Below are 22182 nucleotides of genomic sequence, written 5' to 3'. Positions count from 1 at the left end.
CTGGAGGTAACATGAAAGGCATTATTCTGGCAGGTGGATCGGGAACTCGGTTGCATCCGATAACACGAGGTGTTTCCAAACAACTACTGCCAATTTATGATAAGCCGATGATTTACTATCCTTTGTCAGTACTGATGCTGGCAGGGATACGTGATGTTCTGATTATCTCCACGCCAGAAGATTTACCTTCTTTCCGCCGACTGTTTGGCAATGGTGACGAATTTGGTATTCGCTTGAGTTATAAAGAACAGCCATCACCAGATGGTTTAGCTCAGGCTTTTTTGATTGGTGAAGAGTTCATTAATGGGGAACCCAGTTGTCTGGTATTGGGAGATAATATCTACTTCGGGCAAGCGTTTAGCCCAAAATTGAAGAAAGTTGTTTCCCGTGGAAAAGGGGCGACCATTTTTGGTTATCAGGTGATGGATCCTGAGCGATTTGGTGTGGTGGAATTTGATGACGAGTTCCATGTTCTTTCCATTGAGGAGAAACCAGAAAATCCAAAATCAAACTGGGCGGTAACGGGTCTCTATTTCTATGATAATCAGGTTGTGGATTTTGCCAGGCAGGTCAAGCCTTCTGCCCGGGGTGAGTTGGAAATCACCAGCATTAATCAGATGTATTTGGAACGTGGTGAATTGAATGTTGAACTGTTAGGGCGTGGTTTTGCCTGGCTGGATACTGGTACTCATGACAGCTTGATTGAAGCTAGCACTTTTGTGCAGACTGTTGAGAAACGTCAGGGTTTTAAAATTGCTTGTCTTGAAGAAATTGCTTGGCGTAATGGTTGGTTGGATGATGAGCAGCTAAGAAAGACAGCAAAATCCTTATCAAAAACTGGCTACGGCCAATATCTGTTGGATCTGCTTCATGTCCGTTCGCGCCAATATTGAACCATTAGAGTGGGATAGCCACTATTTTGGGTTGTCCACTGCTCGCCTTGATTTCACACCTGATGCCAGTCTGCTAACTTCATCTCAGTTAGATCAGTATGCTTTAGTGCAGGCTAAAGTACCTGCACAGCGATTGGATCTTATTGATGGATTATCAACTCTGGGATTTTCGTTAGTGGAAGGAGAAGTAGACCTTTCCTTAATGATTGGCATAGAAAATGTTAATAACGACAACTCTGAGAGTAAGCTGCTTTTGGCTGAGCGGCGAGATATCCCGATGTTGAAAGAGGTGGCTTCCAACGTATTTCCTTTAAGCCGTTTCCGAACCCCGTGGTATCAACCGCAGGATAGTGGTCGTTTCTACGCGACTTGGGTTGAGAAAGCTGTGTTAGGGACATTTGATCATCAATGTTTACTGGTAAACGGAGATAATGGGCAACCCGCAGGATTTGTTACCTTACGAGATATGGGGGCAGGTCAGGCTCGTGTAGGTTTGCTGGCTGTATTCCCAGGACATATTGGCTGTGGGATTGGCTCAAAATTAATGTTGGCGGCGCAGCAGTGGTGTCAGCACCATCAAATACATCAGTTAAGAATTGCGACACAAACCAGCAATATTGCTGCTTTGCGCCTTTATACACGCTATGGTGCGTTTATTGAAAGCACTGCTTATTGGTTATATAGGGGATGAAATGATTCCATTTAACAGACCACCAGTCGTTGGCACTGAATTAGATTACATGAAGCAAGCCATGGAGAGCGGTAAGCTTTGCGGGGATGGTGGTTTCACCAAGCGTTGTGAAGAATGGATGGAACAACATTTCAATTGCCCGAAAGTTTTATTGACGCCATCTTGTACAGCTTCACTGGAAATGGCGGCTATTTTGCTGAATATCCAACCCGGTGATGAAGTTATTATGCCGAGTTTCACTTTCGTTTCCAGTTCTAACGCGTTTGTACTGCGTGGAGCAACTGTTGTATTCGTGGATATCCGCCCGGATACCATGAATATTGATGAAACCAAAATCGAAGCAGCAATTACAGCTAAAACACGCGTGATTGTTCCAGTGCATTACGCCGGCGTGGCCTGTGAAATGGATACCATTATGGCCTTGGCAGAGAAATATAATCTGTTTGTCGTGGAAGATGCTGCACAGGGGGTAATGTCTACTTATAAAGGGCGTGCACTGGGCACTATCGGACACATTGGTTGCTACAGTTTCCATGAAACCAAAAACTACTCTTCTGGTGGTGAAGGCGGTGCGGCACTTATCAATGATCAATCATTGATTTCCCGTGCGGAAATTGTTCGCGAAAAAGGGACTAATCGTAGCCAGTTTTTCCGTGGTCAAGTTGATAAATATACTTGGCGCGATATCGGTTCGAGTTATCTTATGTCGGAGCTTCAAGCTGCTTATTTGTGGGCACAATTGGAAGAAGCCGAGAAAATCAATGAGCGTCGTCTTGCCTTGTGGGATACCTATTATCAAGCATTAAAACCGTTGGCTGATGTTGGTCTCCTGACATTGCCTGTAATACCGGAAGAGTTGGAGCATAATGCCCATATGTTCTATATCAAGCTGAAAGATGTTGAAGAACGCTCAGCATTCAATAGCTATATGAAGGACGCTAGTGTACTAACGGTATTCCATTATGTTTCTCTGCACACTAGCCCCGGTGGCGAAAAATTTGGCCGTTTTCATGGGGAAGACCGTTTTACTACCTGTGAAAGTGATCGCCTGGTGCGCTTGCCGATGTTTTACAACATAACAGACGCTGAACAGCAGATTGTCATCAAACATATTCAAGAATACTTCGCCTGATTATGTCGTTAGCTAGAGCATCAATATGGACTGCGGGCTCCACACTGATAAAAATTGGTGTGGGGCTTTTAATCGTTAAATTACTGGCGGTTGCTTTTGGTCCCAGTGGGGTTGGGCAGGCGGGTAATTTCCGTCAGTTTATCACTGTGCTTGGAGTGTTGGCTGGTGCCGGTATTTTTAATGGTGTGACTAAATATGTTGCTGAGTATCAGCAGCAGCCGGAAAGATTGCGTGCGGTACTGGGGACATCTTCTGTCATTATCCTTGGGTTTTCCACGCTGTTGGCGGTAATTTTTTTGCTGTTTAGCGGGTCTATCAGTATTGGATTATTTGGTCATCAAGATTATGAGCCAGTTGTGCAGGCACTTGCCTTTATTCAAATGGGGATTGCTTTTGCCAACTATTTTTTGGCTATTTTGAAGGGATACCGAGATGCACAGAGGAATGCGCTGGCGATTATTTTTGGTAGCGTGATTGGCGTGATGGCCTATTATCTCTGTTTTGTCTTTGGTGGGTATGAAGGTGCTTTGGCGGGTTTGGCTTTAGTGCCAGCATTAATCATATTTCCTGCCGGATTGATGGTTTGGCGTCTCAAAGTGGTATCGATTTCAAGTTTTAAGCCCATGTGGGATAAAGTACTGGTTGGTCAGCTTGGCAAGTTTACTCTTATGGCTCTGCTGACTTCTATTACCTTACCGGTTGCCTACATTATGATGCGAAATCTGCTGGCAGCGCATTATAGTTGGCACGATGTGGGTATCTGGCAAGGTGTAAGCAGTATTTCCGATGCTTACCTGCAATTTGTTACTGCTTCTTTCAGCGTTTATCTGTTGCCAACGCTTTCACGATTGAAGGGTAAAGACGAAATATCAAATGAAATAGTTAAAGCGTTGAAATTTGTTTTGCCAGCAGTGGCATTTGCAAGTTTTACTGTATGGTTGTTGCGCGATTTTGCCATCTGGTTGCTATTTTCTGACAAATTTACTGCTATGCGTGATTTGTTTGCTTGGCAATTGATTGGTGATGTATTGAAAGTGGGCGCTTACGTTTTTGGTTATCTGGTCATTGCCAAAGCGGCGTTGCGTTTTTATGTGCTGACTGAAGTCAGCCAGTTTTTGTTGCTCACTGGTTTTGCCCACTGGCTGATTCCGGCTAATGGATCGTTAGGTGCAGCGCAAGCTTATATGGCAACTTATATTGTTTATTTTACCCTTTGTTGTAGTGCATTTCTTATTTATCGCAGGCGAGCATGACAACCCTAATTCACGTTCTGGGATCTGATATCCCCCATCATAATCGAACGGTATTGCGCTTTTTTAATGACGTCTTAGTACAAGAAATTGGTTTTTTAGCCAAACCGAAGTTTATGGTAGTGACCAAAAATCGCGCTTTATTGGATGATTGCCCGGCATTGGATATGGCATTCTTCGATAGTAAAAAATCTCTGGCGCAGGCGGTTATTGCTCAAGCGCGTTCAGATAGAGATTGTCGGTTTTTTTTTCACGGCCAATTTAATGTGAGTTTGTGGTTGACGTTGTTGTCAGGAAAAATCAAGCGTAATCAGTTTTGGTGGCATGCTTGGGGAGCTGATCTGTATGAAGACTCCAATCAGTTAAAATTTCGTCTATTCTATTTCTTGCGTCGTTTGGCGCAGCGTCGGGTAGGGCATGTGTTTGCAGTTCGTGGAGATCTCTATTTTTATTCTCAACATCATCCGGACGTACCAACATCATTGCTCTATTTTCCAACCAGAATGGATCCTGCTTTGACAATTGCAGAAAGAATACCTGTTGAAGATGGCAAGATGACAATTTTGTTGGGGAATTCCGGTGATCGATCGAACCGCCATATTACGGCATTGAAAACTATTCATAAGCAGTTTGGCGATAAGGTACGAATCATTATCCCAATGGGTTATCCTGAAAACAATCAGGTTTATATTAATCAGGTCGAACAGGCTGCTTTATCGTTGTTCCGGCCAGAAAATTTGAACATCATTAAGCAAAATATGGCGTTTGATGATTATCTGGCATTACTGCGCCGTTGTGATTTAGGGTATTTCATGTTTAATCGCCAGCAGGGGATTGGAACAATTTGTCTGTTGATACAATTTGGTGTTCCATTTGTACTCAGTCGTCAGAATCTTTTTTGGCGGGATCTGACAGAACAGCAAGTGCCGGTATTTTTCTCTGGTGATCCTTTAGATAACCAACTGATTGCGGAAGCACAACGGCAGATGTTCTCTCTGGACAGAAACGCGATAGCTTTCTTTAGCCCGAACTTTATTGATGGCTGGCGGCAGGCGCTGGCGAAAGCGGCAGGAGAGCAGCGATGACTTTAACTCAGTTTAGCGGATTATTTGTTGTTTACTTGATATCACTGGTTTTCATCCTGACGTTGACTTATCAGGAATTCCAGCGTGTACGTTTTAATTTTAATATATTCTTCTCATTGCTTTATTTGCTGACATTCTATTTTGGCTTCCCACTGACGTGTTTGTTGGTTTTCCAATTTGATGTTGAGGTGGTACCTGTAGACGCCTTACTACATACTTTACTGGCTTCGACCTGTTTTTATGGTATTTATTACGTCAGTTATAAAACACGGCTAAGAAAGCCGTCTATGCAGCCTAAAGCACCTGTATTCACCATGAACCGGGTAGAAACTCACTTTACATGGTTATTACTGGCATTGGTTGCAGTGGTGACAGTGGGTCTGTTCTTTATGCAAAACGGTTTTCTACTGTTTAAGTTACAGTCGTACAGTCAAATTTTTTCCAGTCAGGTTTCCGGTGTTGCCCTGAAGCGGTTCTTTTACTTCTTTATTCCTGCCATGTTGGTGGTTTATTTCTTGAAGCCGACACAGTTACGTTGGCTGTTTTTTCTGATTAGCACGGTTGCTTTTGGGATACTGACTTATGTCATTGTTGGCGGAACACGGGCTAATATTATCATTGCGTTCGCGTTGTTTCTGTTTATTGGCATTGTGCGTGGCTGGATAACCTTGTGGATGTTGGTAACGGCGGGTGTAATAGGGATTGTTGGCATGTTTTGGTTGGCACTCAAACGTTATAGTTTGGATGTCAGTGGTGCAGAAGCATTTTATACTTTCCTCTACCTTACAAGGGATACTTTTTCCCCGTGGGAAAATCTTGCGTTACTGCTGAATAATTATGACAAAATTGATTTTCAGGGGTTGGCGCCTATTATCCGTGATTTCTATGTCTTTATTCCAAGTTGGCTCTGGCCGGGACGCCCTGATGCGGTGTTGAATTCTGCGAATTATTTTACCTGGGAAGTACTGGATAACCACTCTGGTCTGGCAATCTCCCCAACTCTGATAGGCTCTCTGGTTGTGATGGGTGGCGTGCTGTTTATTCCGGTTGGTGCGATTGTTGTTGGATTGATAATTAAGTGGTTTGACTGGATTTATGAATTAGGAAAACAGGAGGCTAATCGTTATAAGGCCGCTATCTTGCAGGCATTCTGCTTTGGCGCGATTTTCAATATGATAGTACTGGCTCGTGAGGGAGTGGATTCATTTGTTTCTCGTGTGGTGTTTTTCTGTATTATTTTTGGCTTATGTCTGGTGATTGCTAAACTGTTGTATTGGCTATTTGAGAGCGTGGGGCTTATTAGAAAATATCTGACTAGCAACTTGGTTGTATCACAAAACCGTCCGTTACAATGTAAGGAAAGAAAATGGAGCTAAGCAATATTCCTAAATATAGTATTCGTGGCCTGAATATTTGGGGCTTCCGCGATATGGCTCACTTTCTTGACCATATTTTTCAACGCGGACAGGTAAAGACGGGTACTCTGGTGGCGATTAATGCGGAAAAAGTTCTGACGGCAGAGGAAGATACAGCTTTAAGTACACTGTTGAGTGACGCAGAATATCTGTATGCTGATGGTATCAGCATTGTAAGAGCTATTCGCCGTAAATACCCTACTGCTGAAGTTTCCCGTGTAGCGGGGGCTGATTTATGGGAAGCCATCATGGAACGTGCTGGCAAAGAAGGTACACCGGTTTTTCTAGTTGGTGGTAAGCCAGAGATATTGCAACAGACGGAAAGCAAATTACGGGCTCAGTGGAACGTCAATATTGTTGGTAACCAGAACGGTTATTTCACGCCAGAAGAGCGTAATGCTGTTTTTGAGCGGATTCATGCCAGCGGTGCAGCGATTGTGACAGTTGCAATGGGATCACCTAAACAAGAAATTTTCATGCGTGACTGTCGTAAAATTCATTCGGATGCGTTGTATATGGGGGTCGGCGGTACTTATGACGTATTTACTGGCCATGTAAAACGTGCACCAAAAGCATGGCAGAATTTGGGGCTTGAATGGCTTTATCGTCTGTTATCACAACCAAGTCGTATTCGTCGCCAGTTCAACTTACTGAAATTTATTGGATATTATTACAGTGGCCGTCTGTAAATCTGCTTTTTTGCCTGTCGTGTAAACTTTCGTCAGGTGATACTTTCGTCAGGTGATACAATGAATTTATTCCACAATATTTATCTAACAGTTTGATCCTGCCAGATTTTCACTATTTGTAGTTAATTATTGGATAATTTTTTATTCCACTCAGTGGAAAAACATGTTTTGATCCCTGACCTTTTTATGGCTGATCAACATCAGTCTTGTATGTTTTTATTATTACACATTACAACATATAACAATGGACAGGGAATTTATGGCAGATCAACAACATAGCTTGCAACGGGGTTTAGAAGCCCGTCATATAGAGCTGATCGCATTAGGCGGCACAATTGGTGTCGGTCTGTTTATGGGCTCGGCCAGCACACTGAAATGGGCTGGTCCTTCCGTTTTGCTGGCTTACATTATTGCCGGAATTTTTGTTTTTTTCATTATGCGATCGATGGGAGAAATGCTATTTCTTGAACCTGTCACGGGTTCTTTCGCCTCTTTTGGACATAAATATCTCAGCCCATACTGGGGATGCCTCACCGCTTGGGGCTATTGGTTTATGTGGGTGGCGGTAGGGATATCAGAAATAACGGCTATCGGTGTTTATGCCGAGTTCTGGTTCCCTGAACTTCCTCAGTGGGTATCAGCATTGATTGCGGTGGCATTGGTCGCTTTGGCGAACCTTGCGGCGGTACGTCTTTATGGTGAGCTGGAGTTTTGGTTTGCCATGATTAAGGTAACCACAATTATCGTCATGATCCTGATTGGTTTGGGATTGATATTTTTCGGTATTGGTAATCAATGGCAGCCTATTGGATTGGATAATCTGACTGTGCATGGTGGTTTCTTTGCTGGTGATTGGCAAGGGTTTCTGTTTGCACTCTGTATTGTGGTTGCATCTTATCAGGGTGTGGAATTGGTTGGTATCACTGCGGGGGAAGCGAAGAACCCTCAGGTGACATTGAAAAAAGCGATTAACAATATTCTCTGGCGTATCCTGATTTTCTACGTGGGTGCGATCTTTATTGTCGTTACATTATTTCCATGGACAGAAGTGGGCTCTCAGGGCAGCCCGTTTGTAATGACATTTACCAAAGTGGGTATCACTTCTGCGGCAGCCGTGATTAACTTTGTTGTATTGACGGCCGCGCTTTCCGGTTGTAACAGTGGTATGTACAGTGGTGGACGGATGCTCTATGCGTTAGCGCAAAACCATCAGCTTCCTTCATCACTGACTAAATTGTCAAAGAATGGGGTGCCGGTAATTTGTATTGCCATCACTATTCTGTGTTTGATTGTGGGCTCTAGTTTGAATTACTTAATCCCAAATCCGCAGGCGGTTTTTGTTTATGTTTACAGTGCCAGCGTATTGCCAGGAATGGTACCGTGGTTTGTTATTCTGGTGAGCCAATTGCGTTTTCGTCAGTATCATCAGCAGGCGCTGAAACAACATGGTTTTAAATCTATTTTGTTCCCTTATGTAAATTACCTGACATTAGCATTCTTATGTTGTGTGTTGGTAGGGATGGCAATTAACCCGGATACTCGTTTTTCATTGCTGGTAGGTGGGGGATTTTTGTCGATAGTGTCGCTGATTTATTGGTTGGTGAAGCTTTTTAACGGTAAAAAACCAAAAGCCTGATAGATTGATTTACTGTCACGGTGGTAGTGAGGAGGGAAATTAAGAGCTGGCTTTATCTACGAAATGAGCAAGGTGTAATCAAACGCATCATTTCTTTAAAAAAGCACTGGACAGTATATCATTAAATCCGTACTATCCCCCCCCGAAACGGCGTTAAGCGCCCGTAGCTCAGCTGGATAGAGCGCTGCCCTCCGGAGGCAGAGGTCTCAGGTTCGAATCCTGTCGGGCGCGCCATTATTTGCGTGCAAGAGCTGCGGTGATGTATTACGCTGTTGGTAAGTTAAGTGTTTAGCAGTAAATAGCTGTTATGGTGGCTATAGCTCAGTTGGTAGAGCCCTGGATTGTGATTCCAGTTGTCGTGGGTTCGAGTCCCATTAGCCACCCCATCTTTTTTGTGATACGCGAGGGTGGCGGAATTGGTAGACGCGCTAGCTTCAGGTGTTAGTGTCCTTATGGACGTGGGGGTTCAAGTCCCCCCTTTCGCACCATAAAAAAGAAAAAAGAAAGAATAGAAAATTTCGGCGAGTAGCGCAGCTTGGTAGCGCAACTGGTTTGGGACCAGTGGGTCGGAGGTTCGAATCCTCTCTCGCCGACCAAATTCTAAAAGAACCCTGCAATGCAGGGTTTTTTGCGTTTTATCCTTTTTTGTTCCCCTTGACTTTTTATTTCCTTTTCTATCCATATACCTTCAAGTTGTGTTCTGTTGATTCAGATTTAGAGGATTGTTTTTTTAAAAATAACTATTTGTTTTATATGTAAATTTCTTATTTTCTGTATTTTGACGACAATTAATATATTAACTGTCTCAAATAAGAGACTTATAACAAATTGAATTGTAATGAAAATAATAAATACCTCATGTTTTGTCTCAAATAAGAGACAGTGTATAAAATGGATTTTGTGATGATTCTGATTTCTTGTTGTAATAAATAGAGAAATAGCTGATGAAGCGAGGCAGCTTTCATTTGAATAAAAGTTGGCACACTAAATGCATTATTATAAACGTAGATGCTCATCCTATTTCTTATGATTGCGTATGCTTCATAAACCCAGGGATGATGCAGAGCCGATTATCGGTGCCTATTGTCCATGTCACAGATGAGTAAGATATAACCTTCTTTTCATCGCCGACCGGACTCAACGTTGAGTGAGGCACTATCCGTCTGTAGACCTGATTGTATTTGTACACCTATCTTTGTGTCTAAGGTAGGTGTTTTTTTTTATTTCTAAGAGATATATCTGGTAGGTTTATATACTGTTTAGATATTACTATCTAATATAAACAGAACTGGAAATATGATGGTTGGTTTTTACTGTAAAGCAAATTGAGTTACTTCTTCCTAAACTTATCTTAAGGGAAATATTGATGTCAAAAATGATTGGATGCTTTGGTTGTGGTCGAATGTTGCATGAATCTGCACGATCATGCCCACATTGTGGCGCGATGATAAAGGCATATTCTTCTGGTAGTAAAAACAGAATTGTTGCTGCATTGTTGGCATTTTTTCTTGGTTTCGTTGGTGCTCATAAATTTTATCTGGGCAAAATCGGTATGGGGATTTTATATCTGCTATTTTGCTGGACATTTATCCCGGCACTTATCTCATTTATTGAATTTATTATTTATCTTTGCACTTCCGATGAAGATTTTGCCAAAAAATATGGTTAGAAAAATGCCCCGTGCGGGGCATTTCAGATTATTGACAAAGTGCTGGTTTTTTATCCGGCACTTTGTTTTAATTGAGTCCTGTTCACCAAACGGAGCTTGCTGCTATGTTAAGAACACCTCCTCCTCAGACTTTCCCACCAGAAACGCTCTCACTTGACGAGCGGTCGTTTTTGGTATTACTGATGTGGTGATAAAAAATTGGCCTTGGCCACTTCCGCTAATAGACCAGAAAAATTTATCTGAAATATCAATAGATGCGACATAAGTCTCAATTTTTCCCACTAAAAATTGATCCTCATTTGATGTAATATTACAGACAATTTCTTCAATAATGGATTGTGTTATGTTATTAATTGCTCTTCTTTTGTCGATATTTGTGATTTTTTTTATGCTATCTATGGTAGCTAATTATTTTATATTAGGAAAAAATTTAAAAAAAACCATATTAGTGTCGTTATTAATGACTATTATTGCAATATTCAGCCATGTTTCTCCTATGATTATGTATCAATGGTTTTTTTAATTGTTTTATTGTATAAGGTCGCGCATTTAATGTGCGACCTTTGATGATGGATATTAATGCTATTGCTTTTCAATCAATGGCTTGACTTTGTTTTCATAAACATCTTTATCGACCTGAAAATTTACATTTTCTTTCCACTCCCCTGTGATATCAAACGGAGTTCCATTAGGATTCCATTCTTTATCAATTAAATCTTTCATATCGTATGGGTCTGTAAATTCGTCATAAAATTTATAATTTATTACGCCAGATATATTATATTTATCGCCAATATTTTCAGTCTTAGTATCTTTCAAAGTTCCGCTTACTGTTGCACCTCCAATAGCCCACAGAGGATCGACAACTTGTATTTTTGCTTCCTTAGCGAAATCATAATTATTTTCAAAATAAATTCGTTCGCCACTTTGAATTTGTGAAATAAAACGAGATTGAATGCTGCCCTCTGGTTTGCCAAATGCACCTGGTTTATGCATTAATTCGCGAACTTTATCATGTACACCGATTCCAGAGAGTGTGAGTGCCTGGCCTGATTTTCCTGTAAAATGAGAAAACATATCAAGTCCATTCATTTTATTATCTGTAGTTAATAATTGCTCAAGATATTCTATTTTTTCTAACTCTCTGTCCAATGCGTTATTTAATTTATCTTTCAGGTCTTGATAATATAAAAATAGATTACTAACTGATCCATAAAGTTTAGAATAAACCATCTTATCAAGAGGAACAGAATTACTGTTAAAAGATGTCCTTGGTTTGTTATTTAACAATTCATTTAATTCTTTTTCATTGACAATTATCATACGGATTGTATATTGAATGATACCCACATTTACCCGATGCGTTTTCTCGTAAGGGTATTTATTGACATCACTTAGCGTTCTTCCTTCCGGTGTGTTGTTAATAATACCAATCGTTTTATTAATTAACTCAATTAATTTTTTAGATCTAGTTTTTTGAAGTTCTGAAATATAACTTTGATATAAAACAAGTTCTTCATGCGTCATACTCATAAAATTTCTGCTAGCTGCTTGAAGATCTTCGTCAGCTAGTTTTTTTGTTCATTAATAATGTGTTCTAGTTTATCTTTTTGCTCCTGATTTAAACCAGAAATACCATTAATAATTCTGGAAGAGCTTATCGAATCAACATTTACCTTAAAATCATCAAACTTGGTGAAGGGGATATTAAAGCTATTATCAATTCCATTAATTAAGTTTGCTCCCCAATTAGGTGGTATATCGATTAATGTACCTAGATTCTTTGGCATTTCGACTCCACCAGTGATGGTAATCACAATGTTTCCATGTTCATCATATAGACGATTGCCATTAACGTCATAGATAGGAAATCTCATAATATGTTCCTTATAGAATATGAGTTAAAAATAATTATTAAATGTATCATTTCTAGAAATAGTGTCGGAAGATTTATTCATGATATTTTTTTAATCAAGATTATTTCGACATAAGAACATTATAAACATCACTTTATATTTTTATATCTTAGTGCTTTGTACCATCTGTGTTACGTCACGTAACATCTTTTTAATAAATTTTCAAAGTTGTGATCATTTGAAAGGAATTCAGGCCGATTTTTTGCAATCTGATTGATGGAATATAGGCTGGAGGCAAATAGCATGAATTCATTATCATGTAATCTGGGTTTGAGGCCCAGTGAGAATCATGTAATGTGGGTTAAAAACCATCATTAATTGTCGGTCGTTACACTTAGTCAGTAATTCTGGTCAGATAAACACGGATTCATACAAAATGGGCAGCGATTCTGGTCATCGTGCAGGATTGTGGCAAAGAAAGAAAAATGGCCTTACCATGACTAATGCCAATCAGTTAAGGATCAGTTGACTGATCCAATGGCAGTGTAATAATCCGGAAATGCTCCCCTTATGCGTATTGCTCAGGTTCTTGACCTTTTGTCGTATGCTCCATGCAAGGAAAAAACTGCTGACGTCCATGACTCACGCCATGCGTTATCCGGGAGATGAGATGGTAGATCTTTACAGCCACCGGTGGGAAATAGAGCTGGGTTATCGCGAAATCAAACAGACTATGTTACTGAACAGATTAACCCTGAGGAGTAAAAAACCGGAACTGGTGGAGCAGGAGCTATGGGGCGCGTTATTAGCCGAATCAACTGAGCTTCTCAGAATCGTGCGGCATGGTAATGAGAATGCTGATTATGTTACAGGGTGCTTCGCCGGGCAGAATCCCAGAACTGATGCTAGGTCTGGAAAGTATAGCGTAGTTAGTGAAGTTGCCGACAAGGGGGGAAAGGGCCTTCCCGATAGTGGTAAAGGAAAGGCCATAATAAGTACAGAAAAGCTCAGAAAAACAGCCAGTCAGTTGCTTAACTGACTGACATCGCAGAAAATTTCCACTAACTTATCCATAGCCTGTTCCTCCCCGGAGCTGTTTTCGGCGTTCACCAAAACTTTGCTCCCGGAACAGGCTTCTCGTCAATTTCTTATCCAGAACTCAGATTAACTAAATCACTCTTCACGACATTACTCTCACGTTTTAAAGTGAGTACTAATCCTTCGCGACGAACTTGTGCTGCCTCTTCTGGTTTACGCAGTTTATCCAATGCATCTGCTAACCAGGCATAATCATGTGCATCAGGACGTTGGGCTAATGCGGTTTTAAAATCTTTTACTGCTTTTTCCCATTCTCCGTGGCGCAAAGCAACCTGTCCAAGCGTACTGTTTAACAGAGGAGTTGAACCATGTTGTTTTAACTGATGATCCAACGCGTTTTGTATCGGCTTTGGATCTTCGCTTTTTAAGCGTGGGATCAATAAGAGTAAACGTTCGTCATATTGACGTTTTAAACTTTCCAGGATGATCTTTTGTGTAGTTTCATGGTCATCACATTCAATTAAATGTTCAGATATTGCAACTTGTAAAGCCACATCATGGCGAATTTTCCGACTTTGATCGTGCCACCAACGTTTTAAGCCTTCGCTGCCTTGTTCTGCCATGTACTGATTCATCAGACCGATATAGGCTTGCTGGCGCAATTTGTGAATTTGTAACTCATCATGTAGATGGATTTTTTCCATTACCGGTAGTATATCGATCAGTGACTGGTAAGCTCCTGACTTCATATAAGCCTGTTCAGCCAGGCGTAAGACTTCTGGATGGCGCGAAGCCTGATTTAGCAGCTTGTCTATGCCATGACGGGCGGCATGAGTTTCACCTTGAGCGAGTTGAATACGTACACGGGTAATATCCACAGGCAACTGATTATTGTCTGCGACTTCTGCTGCGCGTTCCAGATACTGATTGGTACGAAATTCATCTCCGCGTTGTTGGGCTGCTTCAGCCGCCAGTAAGTAGTTGACGACAGGTTGTTCCGCATGATCAGCATTACGGGTCAGTAATTGCTCAACTTGTTTGAAATCGCCTTCTGCCAGTTTGATCAGTGCTGCTTTTGTTTGAGCATGGGCACGGCTGCGTTTGCGTCCAAGGAACCAGCCACGGGTACGTGAGCTTGTGTGTATAACTCTGCGGTAGCACCAGCCAAGGAGGCAGAGTACCAGTTGTAAAAGAACAAATATAATGAACAGACCGGTAACACTGGTTTCAATGTTGTAATTGTCAGTTTGAATCAGCACATATCCCTGATGGCCAGCAACTATCGGACCGAGCACAATACCAACAATGAGTACTACAAACAGTAATAGAACTTTCAGCATAACTTAACCCTCCTGATTGGTTTCAGAAGATTGGGAAAGTAAGCTACGAACCCGGGTTTGCATCAGTTTTTCCAGTAAAGGTTGGCTTGAAAGGTGGTCTGGCGCAGTGATGGAAATAGGCTGCTGGCTTAATGAATCAATTTCTTCCAGGAATGCTTTGGTATTGGGATCGTTGATATCAAAGTAAGCTCTAACCCAAGTTGAAACCGTTTCCAGTGACTGTTTAAAAACTTCACCTTGATGACGCGGTATTGCTTGAGCGGCAATCAACAGACGGGCTCGGATATTCTCTCGTAGATAGATATCTTGATTTGGTGCCAGTAATGGCTCTGCTGCGGCATCCCGGCGACGGATGGTAATGAAATTATCCATGAAACTCTTCCAGCTTTTGCTCAGATTCTGGCGCCATTCAGATAATGTACCGGTTAATTCATCGTTATCTTCGTCCATTGGCGAACCATCGATTGTATTGTCAGCCAGACTCAGGTTATCTACCTGGTTAGAAAGCTGATTAACTCGCAGGATAATGCCGTCAAAATCAATCTGACTAATGGCAGATAATGTACTGATGTCTTGTGTGATTGCACGACGGATTTCAATCAGGCTTGGATCATTCATTTCAGAGAGACTGGCATCTGCATTTTTCAGCAGAGCAGCGGCGGTGACTATATCTTGATCATTCCATAATTTCCGGCCTGCCATTTTGACCAAAAAATCAGCTTGTGCCAGTAGCCAGCTTTTTACATCAGAGCTGGATAACGCAGAGATTTTGGCCTGTAACTCTTGTAGGCTATTACCTAGTTGATCATTTTGTGCGGCGAAATGGCTTAAAGTCTGTGATTGTTCTTTAAACAGCGCTTCAATATGCTGTTTATCCTGTGATTGCTGTTGTTTCAGTGATTCCAGCTGTTGGCGTAGCTCATGGTTTTCTGCACTCAGTAAATGGCTTTGTTGCTGTCCGTAATAATAAAGACCGACACCGATTGCCAGCATGATTGCAAGAGCGCTAATGTTTTTTAGCGTGCCAGAACGTTCTTGCTTTTGAGGCGCGGTTTCGGGCTGTTGAGAGTTTTCAACCGTAGTTTTTGTTTGTTCAACTGTCTCGGCGGACTGTTTTTGCTCCGTCATAGTGGGCATCCCATGTCAGTTTATTCTAGTGCCTGAATTAAGGCATCGTTATCTGCACTTTTTGCAACTTTAACATCCTGCCAGCCCAAGTGCCGGGCGGTATGTGCAAGACGCTCGCTTACCACAATCAGGTGGCAATGCAATAACCACCTGTTTCGATCACTTTCGGGTATTAAGTTATATAACAGTCGTAGTATTTCGCCACTGGTTACAACTAAAGTTTGTACTCCATACTTTTGCCAGTGGGCACTGAATTCTGCTGCCGGGTAGTCTACTGGCTGGCGGAAATAACATTCACAATAATTAACTGTGGCGCCTCTTTCTGTTAGCGTCCGGGCAATAAGTTCACGTCCGCCATTTCCTCTGAGCAGCAAAGCTTGTTTATTTTCAACCTGATATAGTGAGGGTAGTTTTAGCAGGATTTCGCTGGTCTCACCCTCTGATGACCAGATAACATTCATATCCGTTAGTTGATGAAAAGCCAGAGCGGTTGATCTGCCGATAGCATAATAAATCAGCTTGTTGGACCATGATAGATTAATTTTATTTAACTGATAGTTTGCATAATAAACTGCATTTTTTGACAATAGAAATACCATATCACGGGTATTTAGATGGTGAAGCTTCTCAGCTAGCCGTGGCAGCTCTGAACCTGGGTGAATATTGATTAAAGGTGCGCTGAAAGCTGTTTTTCCCGCAGCCTGTAACTTTCTGACTAGTTCCTCTCCGGCAGGAGCAGGGCGAGTCACCAGAATACTCATGTGGGGGGATTTCCTCGATAAACTTTGGTTAGAATTTCCCGCGCTCCCTGTTCCAACAACTCTTCTGCTAGTTCAACCCCTGCCTGGCAGGCATCTTTTGGTAAAGCCGTTCTCTCACCGCGAATAATAACGCTACCATCAGGTGCGCCAGCCAATGCCCGTAACCAGATTTTCCCTTCCTGCCAGATGGCATAGCTACCTATTGGTACTTGGCAGCCTCCTTCCAGCCGGGTATTCATCGCACGTTCTGCAAGAACACAGACTTCTGTATCATAGTGGTTTAATGGTACGAGTAGAGCTTGTGTTTGTTGGTCGTCGAGACGGCATTCAATTCCTACCGCGCCTTGACCGACGGCGGGTAATGATTGTTCTGCCGTCAATGGCGTACGGATACGCTCATGCAGTTTTAACCTTTTCAACCCTGCAACGGCGAGGATGATTGCATCATAGTGACCATTATCCAACTTGTTCAGGCGGGTTCCAACATTGCCCCGAAGGTCACGGACAATCAGATCAGGGCGTAATTCACGGAGTTGGCACTGGCGGCGTAAACTTGATGTGCCAATGATGCTGCCTGTTGGCAATTCATCAAGAGAGTGATATTTGACAGAGACGAAAGCATCACGTGGATCATCACGTTCACAAATAGTGACCAGACCTAACCCTTCGGGAAAGGAGATCGGGACATCTTTCATTGAATGGACGGCGATATCGGCTCGGCCTTCGAGCAGAGCTAACTCTAACTCTTTGACAAATAGCCCTTTTCCTCCAATTTTTGCCAGAGGAGTGTCCAGAATGACATCGCCTTGGGTTACCATCGGAACCAGTTGAACTTCCAGATCTGGGTGACATTGTTGTAGTTTTTTCTGAACATACAGCGCTTGCCACATAGCCAGAGGGCTTTGGCGGGTTGCGATACGGATGGTTTTAGTTGACATGGATGTTTGTATTTCTCAGGCTTTTCAGCCGTCATATAAATGAAAAACATAACACTCGTTTTAACACTTCAGCCGTTTTTTTTCCAGTTAGGGGCTGAGAAGAAGAGATGCCGGTTATGTTAAAGCATAAAATAAATTTTAATTTTTAAATTATTTTATATCGATAAAAATAGATTGATTTAATTATGAATTAACTTTTCCAGTAAATTATTTCTGTAATTAAAGAATTCCGAATGGAAAAAATCATTAATTAAAATATAGCCAACGGAGTCATTTTTATCGGGTTGATGATAACAAGGTATTACGCGCATTAACTTGAAAAAATGGGCAGAGAAAATTTCTTTCGTATAAGAAAGTATAAACGGTATGGGTTTTTTGATTATTTCTATATATAACAATGTATTATTTGATTTTTTGTACGATAAGGCATCGAATTCAATTGCTCTACTGACTTTACGGTTTATCGACAAGGTGTTAAATTGATCACGTTTCCGGTAATAAATTGGTAAAAATCATTCTAAATAATTCCATCGAGCTATAACAGCCGGAAACGGGGGATTTACCTGGGCACTGGAACTCAATTGGGCGAGACGTCTTGTACCTTTATATCGAAACACTGAAGCAGAGACTGGATGCGATAAACCAACTCAGGTTAGAACGCGCCTCTACCGCCATGAGTGCGGAATTTAAACAGGCATACAGTTTACTGCCAGTATTATTGCATTATCATCATCCGATGATGCCAGGTTACATTAACGGTAATGTTCCCTATGGCGTATGTTTTTTCGTGCATGATGAAGCACAAAAATCTTATCTTAATGATTTAGAAAATAAATTAGATCACTTTATAAAACAGCCTGCCAATGGTGAACTTCCTATTACCGGTATTTACTCAATGGGCAGTACTTCATCAATCGGGCAGAGCGGTTGTTCTGATTTGGATATCTGGGTATGTCATCAGTCATGGCTTGATAATGATGAGCGCCTTTTGCTGCAACGTAAGTGTACGCTTATTGAACAGTGGGCAGCAGCGCTTGGTATTGAAGTCAATTTTTTTCTTATTGATGAAAACCGCTTTCGCCATAATGCGAGTGGTAGCCTCGGTGGTGAGGACTGCGGTTCTACTCAGCATATTCTGTTACTTGATGAATTTTATCGTACCGCTGTACGTATGGCGGGTAAGCGTTTGTTATGGGAAATGGTGCCCGTAGAAGAAGAACGCCATTATGATGAATATGTTTTATCGCTTTATGCGCAAGGTGTTCTGACGCCAAATGAGTGGCTTGATCTCGGTGGACTGGGTGAACTATCTGCTGAAGAGTACTTTGGCGCTAGCTTATGGCAACTCTACAAAAGTATCGATTCCCCTTATAAAGCCGTATTAAAAAGCTTGTTACTGGAAGCCTATTCTTGGGAATATCCCAATGGTAAGTTACTGGCAATGGAGATGAAACAGCGCCTACATGCGGGTGAAATAGTCTCTTTTGGCCTTGATGCATACAGCATGATGCTTGAGCGTGTTACCCGTTATCTGATAGAAATTAATGATACGACTCGTTTAGATCTAATACGTCGATGTTTTTATTTAAAAGTTTGTGAAAAGCTTTCTCTTAATCAAGAGGATAAAGGCTGCATTGGCTGGCGACGCCAGGTTTTGACTCAACTAGTTTATGAATGGAAGTGGGATCCAGAACGGTTGAAAATTTTGGATAACCGCAACTCATGGAAAATTGAACAGGTTCGTGATGCGCATAATGAACTGCTCGATACCATGATGCAGAGCTATCGTAATCTTATCCGTTTTGCCCGCCGTAATAATCTGAGTGTCAGTGCCAGTCCACAGGATATTGGTGTGCTGACGCGTAAACTTTATGCTGCATTTGAAGCATTGCCAGGGAAAGTAACGCTGGTTAATCCGCAAATTTCGCCAGACCTATCAGAGAAAAATTTAACATTTATCTATGTCCCTCAAGGACGTGCAAACCGCAGCGGTTGGTATCTCTACAATCAGGCACCGACTATTGGATCGATCATTGGTCATCAACCTCTGGAATATAATCGTTATCTCAATAAACTGGTATCGTGGACCTACTTTAACGGCTTGTTAACAGAAAAATCGTGTATCCATATTCATCATGGCGAAACTCAATGTGATGAACTGAAACTGCATGAATTGATTAATGATATTTCTGCTCATTTCCCCATCCGTCTGCCAGCACCGACACCGAAAGCACTTTATAGCCCGTGTGAAATTCGCCATTTGGCAATTATTGTCAATCTGGAGAAAGATCCGACTGCTGAATTTTCCAATCAGGTTGTACATTTTGATTTCCGTAAGCTTGATGTATTCAGTTTTGGTGAATCGCAACAGTGTTTGGTGGAGAGCATTGACTTACTTTACCGTAATTCATGGAATGAAGTGAGGACCTTACACTTTAGTGGTGAGCAATCTGTGCTGGAAGCGTTGAAGACCATACTGGGCAAAATGCATCAAGATGCTGCACCGCCAGCGGCTGTTGAAGTGTTCTGTTACAGTGAACATTTACGAGGGCTTATCCGAACCCGGATCCAGCAACTGGTATCTGAATGTATTGAATTACGTTTATCCAGCAATCGTCAGGACCCAGGTCGTTTTAAAGCGTTACGTATTGCCGGCCAGACTTGGGGGCTGTTCTTTGAACGTCTTAACGTATCTGTGCAGAAATTGGAAAATGCCGTGGAATTCTATGGGGCAATTTCTAATAACAAATTGCATGGGTTGCCGGTGAAAATTAATACCAAAGAGACACATTTGCCCGCAGTGGTTGATGGTTTTGCCAGTGAGGGTATTATTCAGTTTTTCTTTGAAAATACGCAAGATAATAAAAGTTTTAATATTTATATTCTGGATGAAACTAACCGGGTAGAAATCTATTCTCATTGTGAGGGAAGTAAGGAAGAGTTGGTACGTGACGTCAGTCGGTTTTATTCTTCATCTCATGATCGGTTTACCTACGGATCAAGTTTTATCAACTTTAACTTGCCACAGTTTTATCAGATTGTGCAAATGAAAGGCCAGATTCAGGTGATTCCATTTAGCGGATCATCTTTTTCACATTTGTGTGTGGCTCATGATGGGGAAAATGAAGAGCAGCCAGAACTTTATCGTTCTGTGTCACATTACTGATTTACCCCGCGATGCGGGGTAGGTTCAATTATGAGAAACTGAACTGTTCGCCACTTTGCTCGGTGATGGAGTGCGCTAGCATGGTTAAAAAATTTTCATCACTACGGTCACAAATCCACTGACCTTCTTTGTAGTCAAAATGATAACCCCCGCTTTTGGTTGCCAGCCAGATTTGATGGAAAGGCTCCTGGCGATTGATAATAATTTTGCTGTCATTATCAAAGCTCAGGGTCATGACACCACCATTGGTTTCACAGTCGATATCGGCATTGCCATCATAATTATCCAACTGCCCTTCGATATAAAGCATCAGTTGGTCGGCTAACTGGTGAAATTCACTGTCGTTCATCTTCATTTCCTATTTGCTTTTCGAGGTCTAACTGCGATTATAGAGAATATTGACGTATGAATTACAGGCATTAATGCAATGAAGAAAAAATTACGCGGATTTCTGGCTATCATAACCTTATTTGTACTTTCCGGCTGTGGACTGAAAGGTCCTCTCTATTTTCCTCCAGAACAACCATCAACGGAGAAGGCGACAACTGCGTCTCAGATTCCCGTGAATACTGGGCAGCAAGGGCAGAAAGTGGATAGCACCTCTCAGAAATAAGCGAGATAAGCCGATAGTCGGTGGCTACGGTTTACGGTGGAGCATTATATGCAGTTCTCCAAAATGCATGGTCTGGGTAATGACTTTATGGTCGTTGATGCTGTGACCCAAAATGTTTATTTCTCACCAGAACTGATCTGCCGTTTGGCAGATAGACATACTGGTGTGGGCTTCGATCAATTATTAATTGTTGAAGCACCTTATGATCCGGATATGGATTTTCACTATCGCATTTTTAATGCCGACGGTAGTGAAGTTGCACAGTGTGGCAATGGAGCGCGTTGTTTTGCCCGTTTTGTCCGTCTTAAAGGATTAATTAATAAGCGTGATATTAAAGTCAGCACGCAATCGGGACGGATGGTGCTGAGTATCACCAATGATGATCAGGTTTGCGTTAATATGGGGGAACCTGAATTTGAGCCGCATCATGTGCCATTTCGTGCGTTAAGGGCGGAAAAAACCTATATTTTACGGGTAATAGAGAGAACCGTTCTTTGTGGTGTTGTCTCTATGGGGAATCCTCATTGTGTGATTCAAGTGTCAGACGTGGAAACGGCCGAAGTAGAAATTTTGGGGCCAGCTTTGGAAAACCACGAAAGATTTCCTGAACGGGCGAATATTGGTTTCATGCAAATTTTAAACCGTGGTCATATCCGCTTACGGGTTTATGAACGTGGCGTTGGGGAAACCCAAGCTTGTGGCAGTGGTGCTTGTGCAGCGGTAGCAGTAGGTATTCAGCAGCAATTGCTCGACAATCATGTTCGGGTGGATTTGCCGGGAGGTGCACTGTTTATCTGTTGGGATGGGCCGGGAAAACCACTCTATATGACGGGGCCAGCGATGCATGTTTATGATGGCACAATTCATCTGTAATCGATTCTG

The 22182-nt window shown here is 41.9% G+C and carries 19 protein-coding genes, 4 tRNA genes and 1 pseudogene; 17 read left to right on the top strand and 7 right to left on the bottom strand.

From position 1 onward, the window contains the following. Positions 1-11: 11 nt before the first annotated feature. The 13 genes from rfbA to D3222_RS02475 all read left to right on the top strand — a co-directional run bounded on the left by rfbA (position 12) and on the right by D3222_RS02475 (position 10460). A complete protein-coding gene (gene rfbA / locus D3222_RS02535; protein WP_036844183.1) occupies positions 12-893 on the top strand; it encodes a glucose-1-phosphate thymidylyltransferase RfbA in 882 nt (293 codons plus the stop codon). Next, the gene (rffC, locus tag D3222_RS02530; RefSeq protein WP_118984703.1) at positions 871-1584 is read left to right on the top strand and encodes a dTDP-4-amino-4,6-dideoxy-D-galactose acyltransferase; all 714 of its coding nucleotides are present in this window, start codon (positions 871-873) and stop codon (positions 1582-1584) included. Before rfbA ends, rffC begins: the two co-directional genes overlap by 23 nt. Before the next feature lies 1 nt (position 1585). After that, the gene (gene rffA / locus D3222_RS02525) at positions 1586-2716 is read left to right on the top strand and encodes a dTDP-4-amino-4,6-dideoxygalactose transaminase (RefSeq protein ID WP_118984702.1); all 1131 of its coding nucleotides are present in this window, start codon (positions 1586-1588) and stop codon (positions 2714-2716) included. Between the two features lie 2 nt (positions 2717-2718). Beyond that, positions 2719-3969, top strand: a complete 1251-nt coding sequence (wzxE, locus tag D3222_RS02520) for a lipid III flippase WzxE (RefSeq protein WP_118984701.1) — start codon at positions 2719-2721, stop codon at positions 3967-3969. Further along, positions 3966-5051 (top strand): TDP-N-acetylfucosamine:lipid II N-acetylfucosaminyltransferase, encoded by a 1086-nt coding sequence (locus tag D3222_RS02515; RefSeq protein ID WP_118984700.1) that lies wholly within the window; start codon positions 3966-3968, stop codon positions 5049-5051. Before wzxE ends, D3222_RS02515 begins: the two co-directional genes overlap by 4 nt. After that, positions 5048-6427, top strand: a complete 1380-nt coding sequence (gene wzyE, locus D3222_RS02510) for an ECA oligosaccharide polymerase (RefSeq protein ID WP_118984699.1) — start codon at positions 5048-5050, stop codon at positions 6425-6427. The genes D3222_RS02515 and wzyE overlap by 4 nt, the downstream gene beginning before the upstream one ends. Further along, a complete protein-coding gene (gene wecG / locus D3222_RS02505; RefSeq protein WP_118984698.1) occupies positions 6418-7155 on the top strand; it encodes a lipopolysaccharide N-acetylmannosaminouronosyltransferase in 738 nt (245 codons plus the stop codon). The genes wzyE and wecG overlap by 10 nt, the downstream gene beginning before the upstream one ends. A gap of 259 nt (positions 7156-7414) precedes the next feature. Then, positions 7415-8791: a bifunctional threonine/serine APC transporter ThrP gene (thrP, locus tag D3222_RS02500; RefSeq protein ID WP_118984697.1), complete on the top strand. Its 1377-nt coding sequence runs from the start codon at positions 7415-7417 to the stop codon at positions 8789-8791. 157 nt (positions 8792-8948) lie between these two features. Beyond that, a tRNA-Arg gene (locus D3222_RS02495) sits at positions 8949-9025 on the top strand. A 76-nt stretch (positions 9026-9101) separates the two neighbouring features. Then, positions 9102-9177, top strand: a tRNA-His gene (locus D3222_RS02490). Positions 9178-9192: 15 nt separating this feature from the next. Continuing rightward, positions 9193-9279, top strand: a tRNA-Leu gene (locus D3222_RS02485). Between the two features lie 31 nt (positions 9280-9310). Next, positions 9311-9387 (top strand) — tRNA-Pro (locus D3222_RS02480). 770 nt (positions 9388-10157) lie between these two features. Next, a complete protein-coding gene (locus D3222_RS02475) occupies positions 10158-10460 on the top strand; it encodes an NINE protein (RefSeq protein ID WP_118984696.1) in 303 nt (100 codons plus the stop codon). Between the two features lie 582 nt (positions 10461-11042). Here D3222_RS02475 and D3222_RS02460 read toward each other — a convergent pair. Both D3222_RS02460 and D3222_RS02455 read right to left on the bottom strand, forming a co-directional pair. Next, positions 11043-11993, bottom strand: coding sequence for a hypothetical protein (locus D3222_RS02460; protein ID WP_118984693.1), 951 nt, complete (start codon positions 11991-11993; stop codon positions 11043-11045). Positions 11994-12028: 35 nt separating this feature from the next. After that, on the bottom strand, positions 12029-12337 hold the full coding sequence (locus tag D3222_RS02455; protein ID WP_118984692.1) for a hypothetical protein: 309 nt from the start codon (positions 12335-12337) through the stop codon (positions 12029-12031). A 604-nt stretch (positions 12338-12941) separates the two neighbouring features. Between D3222_RS02455 and D3222_RS02450 the strand changes: the two are divergent. After that, a pseudogene (locus D3222_RS02450) lies at positions 12942-13351 on the top strand (transposase); the annotation flags it as partial. 113 nt (positions 13352-13464) lie between these two features. Here D3222_RS02450 and hemY read toward each other — a convergent pair. Genes hemY through hemC form a run of 4 tightly spaced genes read right to left on the bottom strand, consistent with a single transcriptional unit; the run spans position 13465 to position 17521 of the window. Then, positions 13465-14694: a protoheme IX biogenesis protein HemY gene (hemY, locus tag D3222_RS02445; RefSeq protein WP_118984691.1), complete on the bottom strand. Its 1230-nt coding sequence runs from the start codon at positions 14692-14694 to the stop codon at positions 13465-13467. Between the two features lie 3 nt (positions 14695-14697). Further along, positions 14698-15822, bottom strand: coding sequence for a uroporphyrinogen-III C-methyltransferase (gene hemX / locus D3222_RS02440; RefSeq protein ID WP_118984690.1), 1125 nt, complete (start codon positions 15820-15822; stop codon positions 14698-14700). Positions 15823-15842: 20 nt separating this feature from the next. Beyond that, a complete protein-coding gene (gene hemD / locus D3222_RS02435; protein WP_118984689.1) occupies positions 15843-16583 on the bottom strand; it encodes a uroporphyrinogen-III synthase in 741 nt (246 codons plus the stop codon). Next, the gene (hemC, locus tag D3222_RS02430) at positions 16580-17521 is read right to left on the bottom strand and encodes a hydroxymethylbilane synthase (protein WP_118984688.1); all 942 of its coding nucleotides are present in this window, start codon (positions 17519-17521) and stop codon (positions 16580-16582) included. Before hemC ends, hemD begins: the two co-directional genes overlap by 4 nt. A gap of 595 nt (positions 17522-18116) precedes the next feature. Between hemC and D3222_RS02425 the strand changes: the two genes are divergently transcribed. Continuing rightward, positions 18117-20687, top strand: a complete 2571-nt coding sequence (locus D3222_RS02425) for a class I adenylate cyclase (protein WP_118984687.1) — start codon at positions 18117-18119, stop codon at positions 20685-20687. 28 nt (positions 20688-20715) lie between these two features. On the opposite strand, the gene cyaY is transcribed toward D3222_RS02425, so the two are convergent. After that, a complete protein-coding gene (gene cyaY / locus D3222_RS02420) occupies positions 20716-21036 on the bottom strand; it encodes an iron donor protein CyaY (RefSeq protein WP_118984686.1) in 321 nt (106 codons plus the stop codon). A gap of 78 nt (positions 21037-21114) precedes the next feature. On the opposite strand from cyaY, the gene lptM reads away from it, so the two are divergent. Together lptM and dapF are read left to right on the top strand one after the other, a co-directional pair. Further along, positions 21115-21300, top strand: a complete 186-nt coding sequence (gene lptM / locus D3222_RS02415; RefSeq protein WP_118984685.1) for an LPS translocon maturation chaperone LptM — start codon at positions 21115-21117, stop codon at positions 21298-21300. Between the two features lie 48 nt (positions 21301-21348). Beyond that, positions 21349-22173, top strand: a complete 825-nt coding sequence (gene dapF, locus D3222_RS02410) for a diaminopimelate epimerase (protein WP_118984684.1) — start codon at positions 21349-21351, stop codon at positions 22171-22173. The last annotated feature ends 9 nt before the right edge of the window (positions 22174-22182 follow it).

Origin of the sequence: Photorhabdus sp. CRCIA-P01 (assembly GCF_003545805.1) — a bacterium.
In the GTDB taxonomy this organism is placed as follows: Bacteria; Pseudomonadota; Gammaproteobacteria; order Enterobacterales; family Enterobacteriaceae; genus Photorhabdus; species Photorhabdus antumapuensis.
This window is presented reverse-complemented; position numbering and strand designations above follow the sequence as displayed.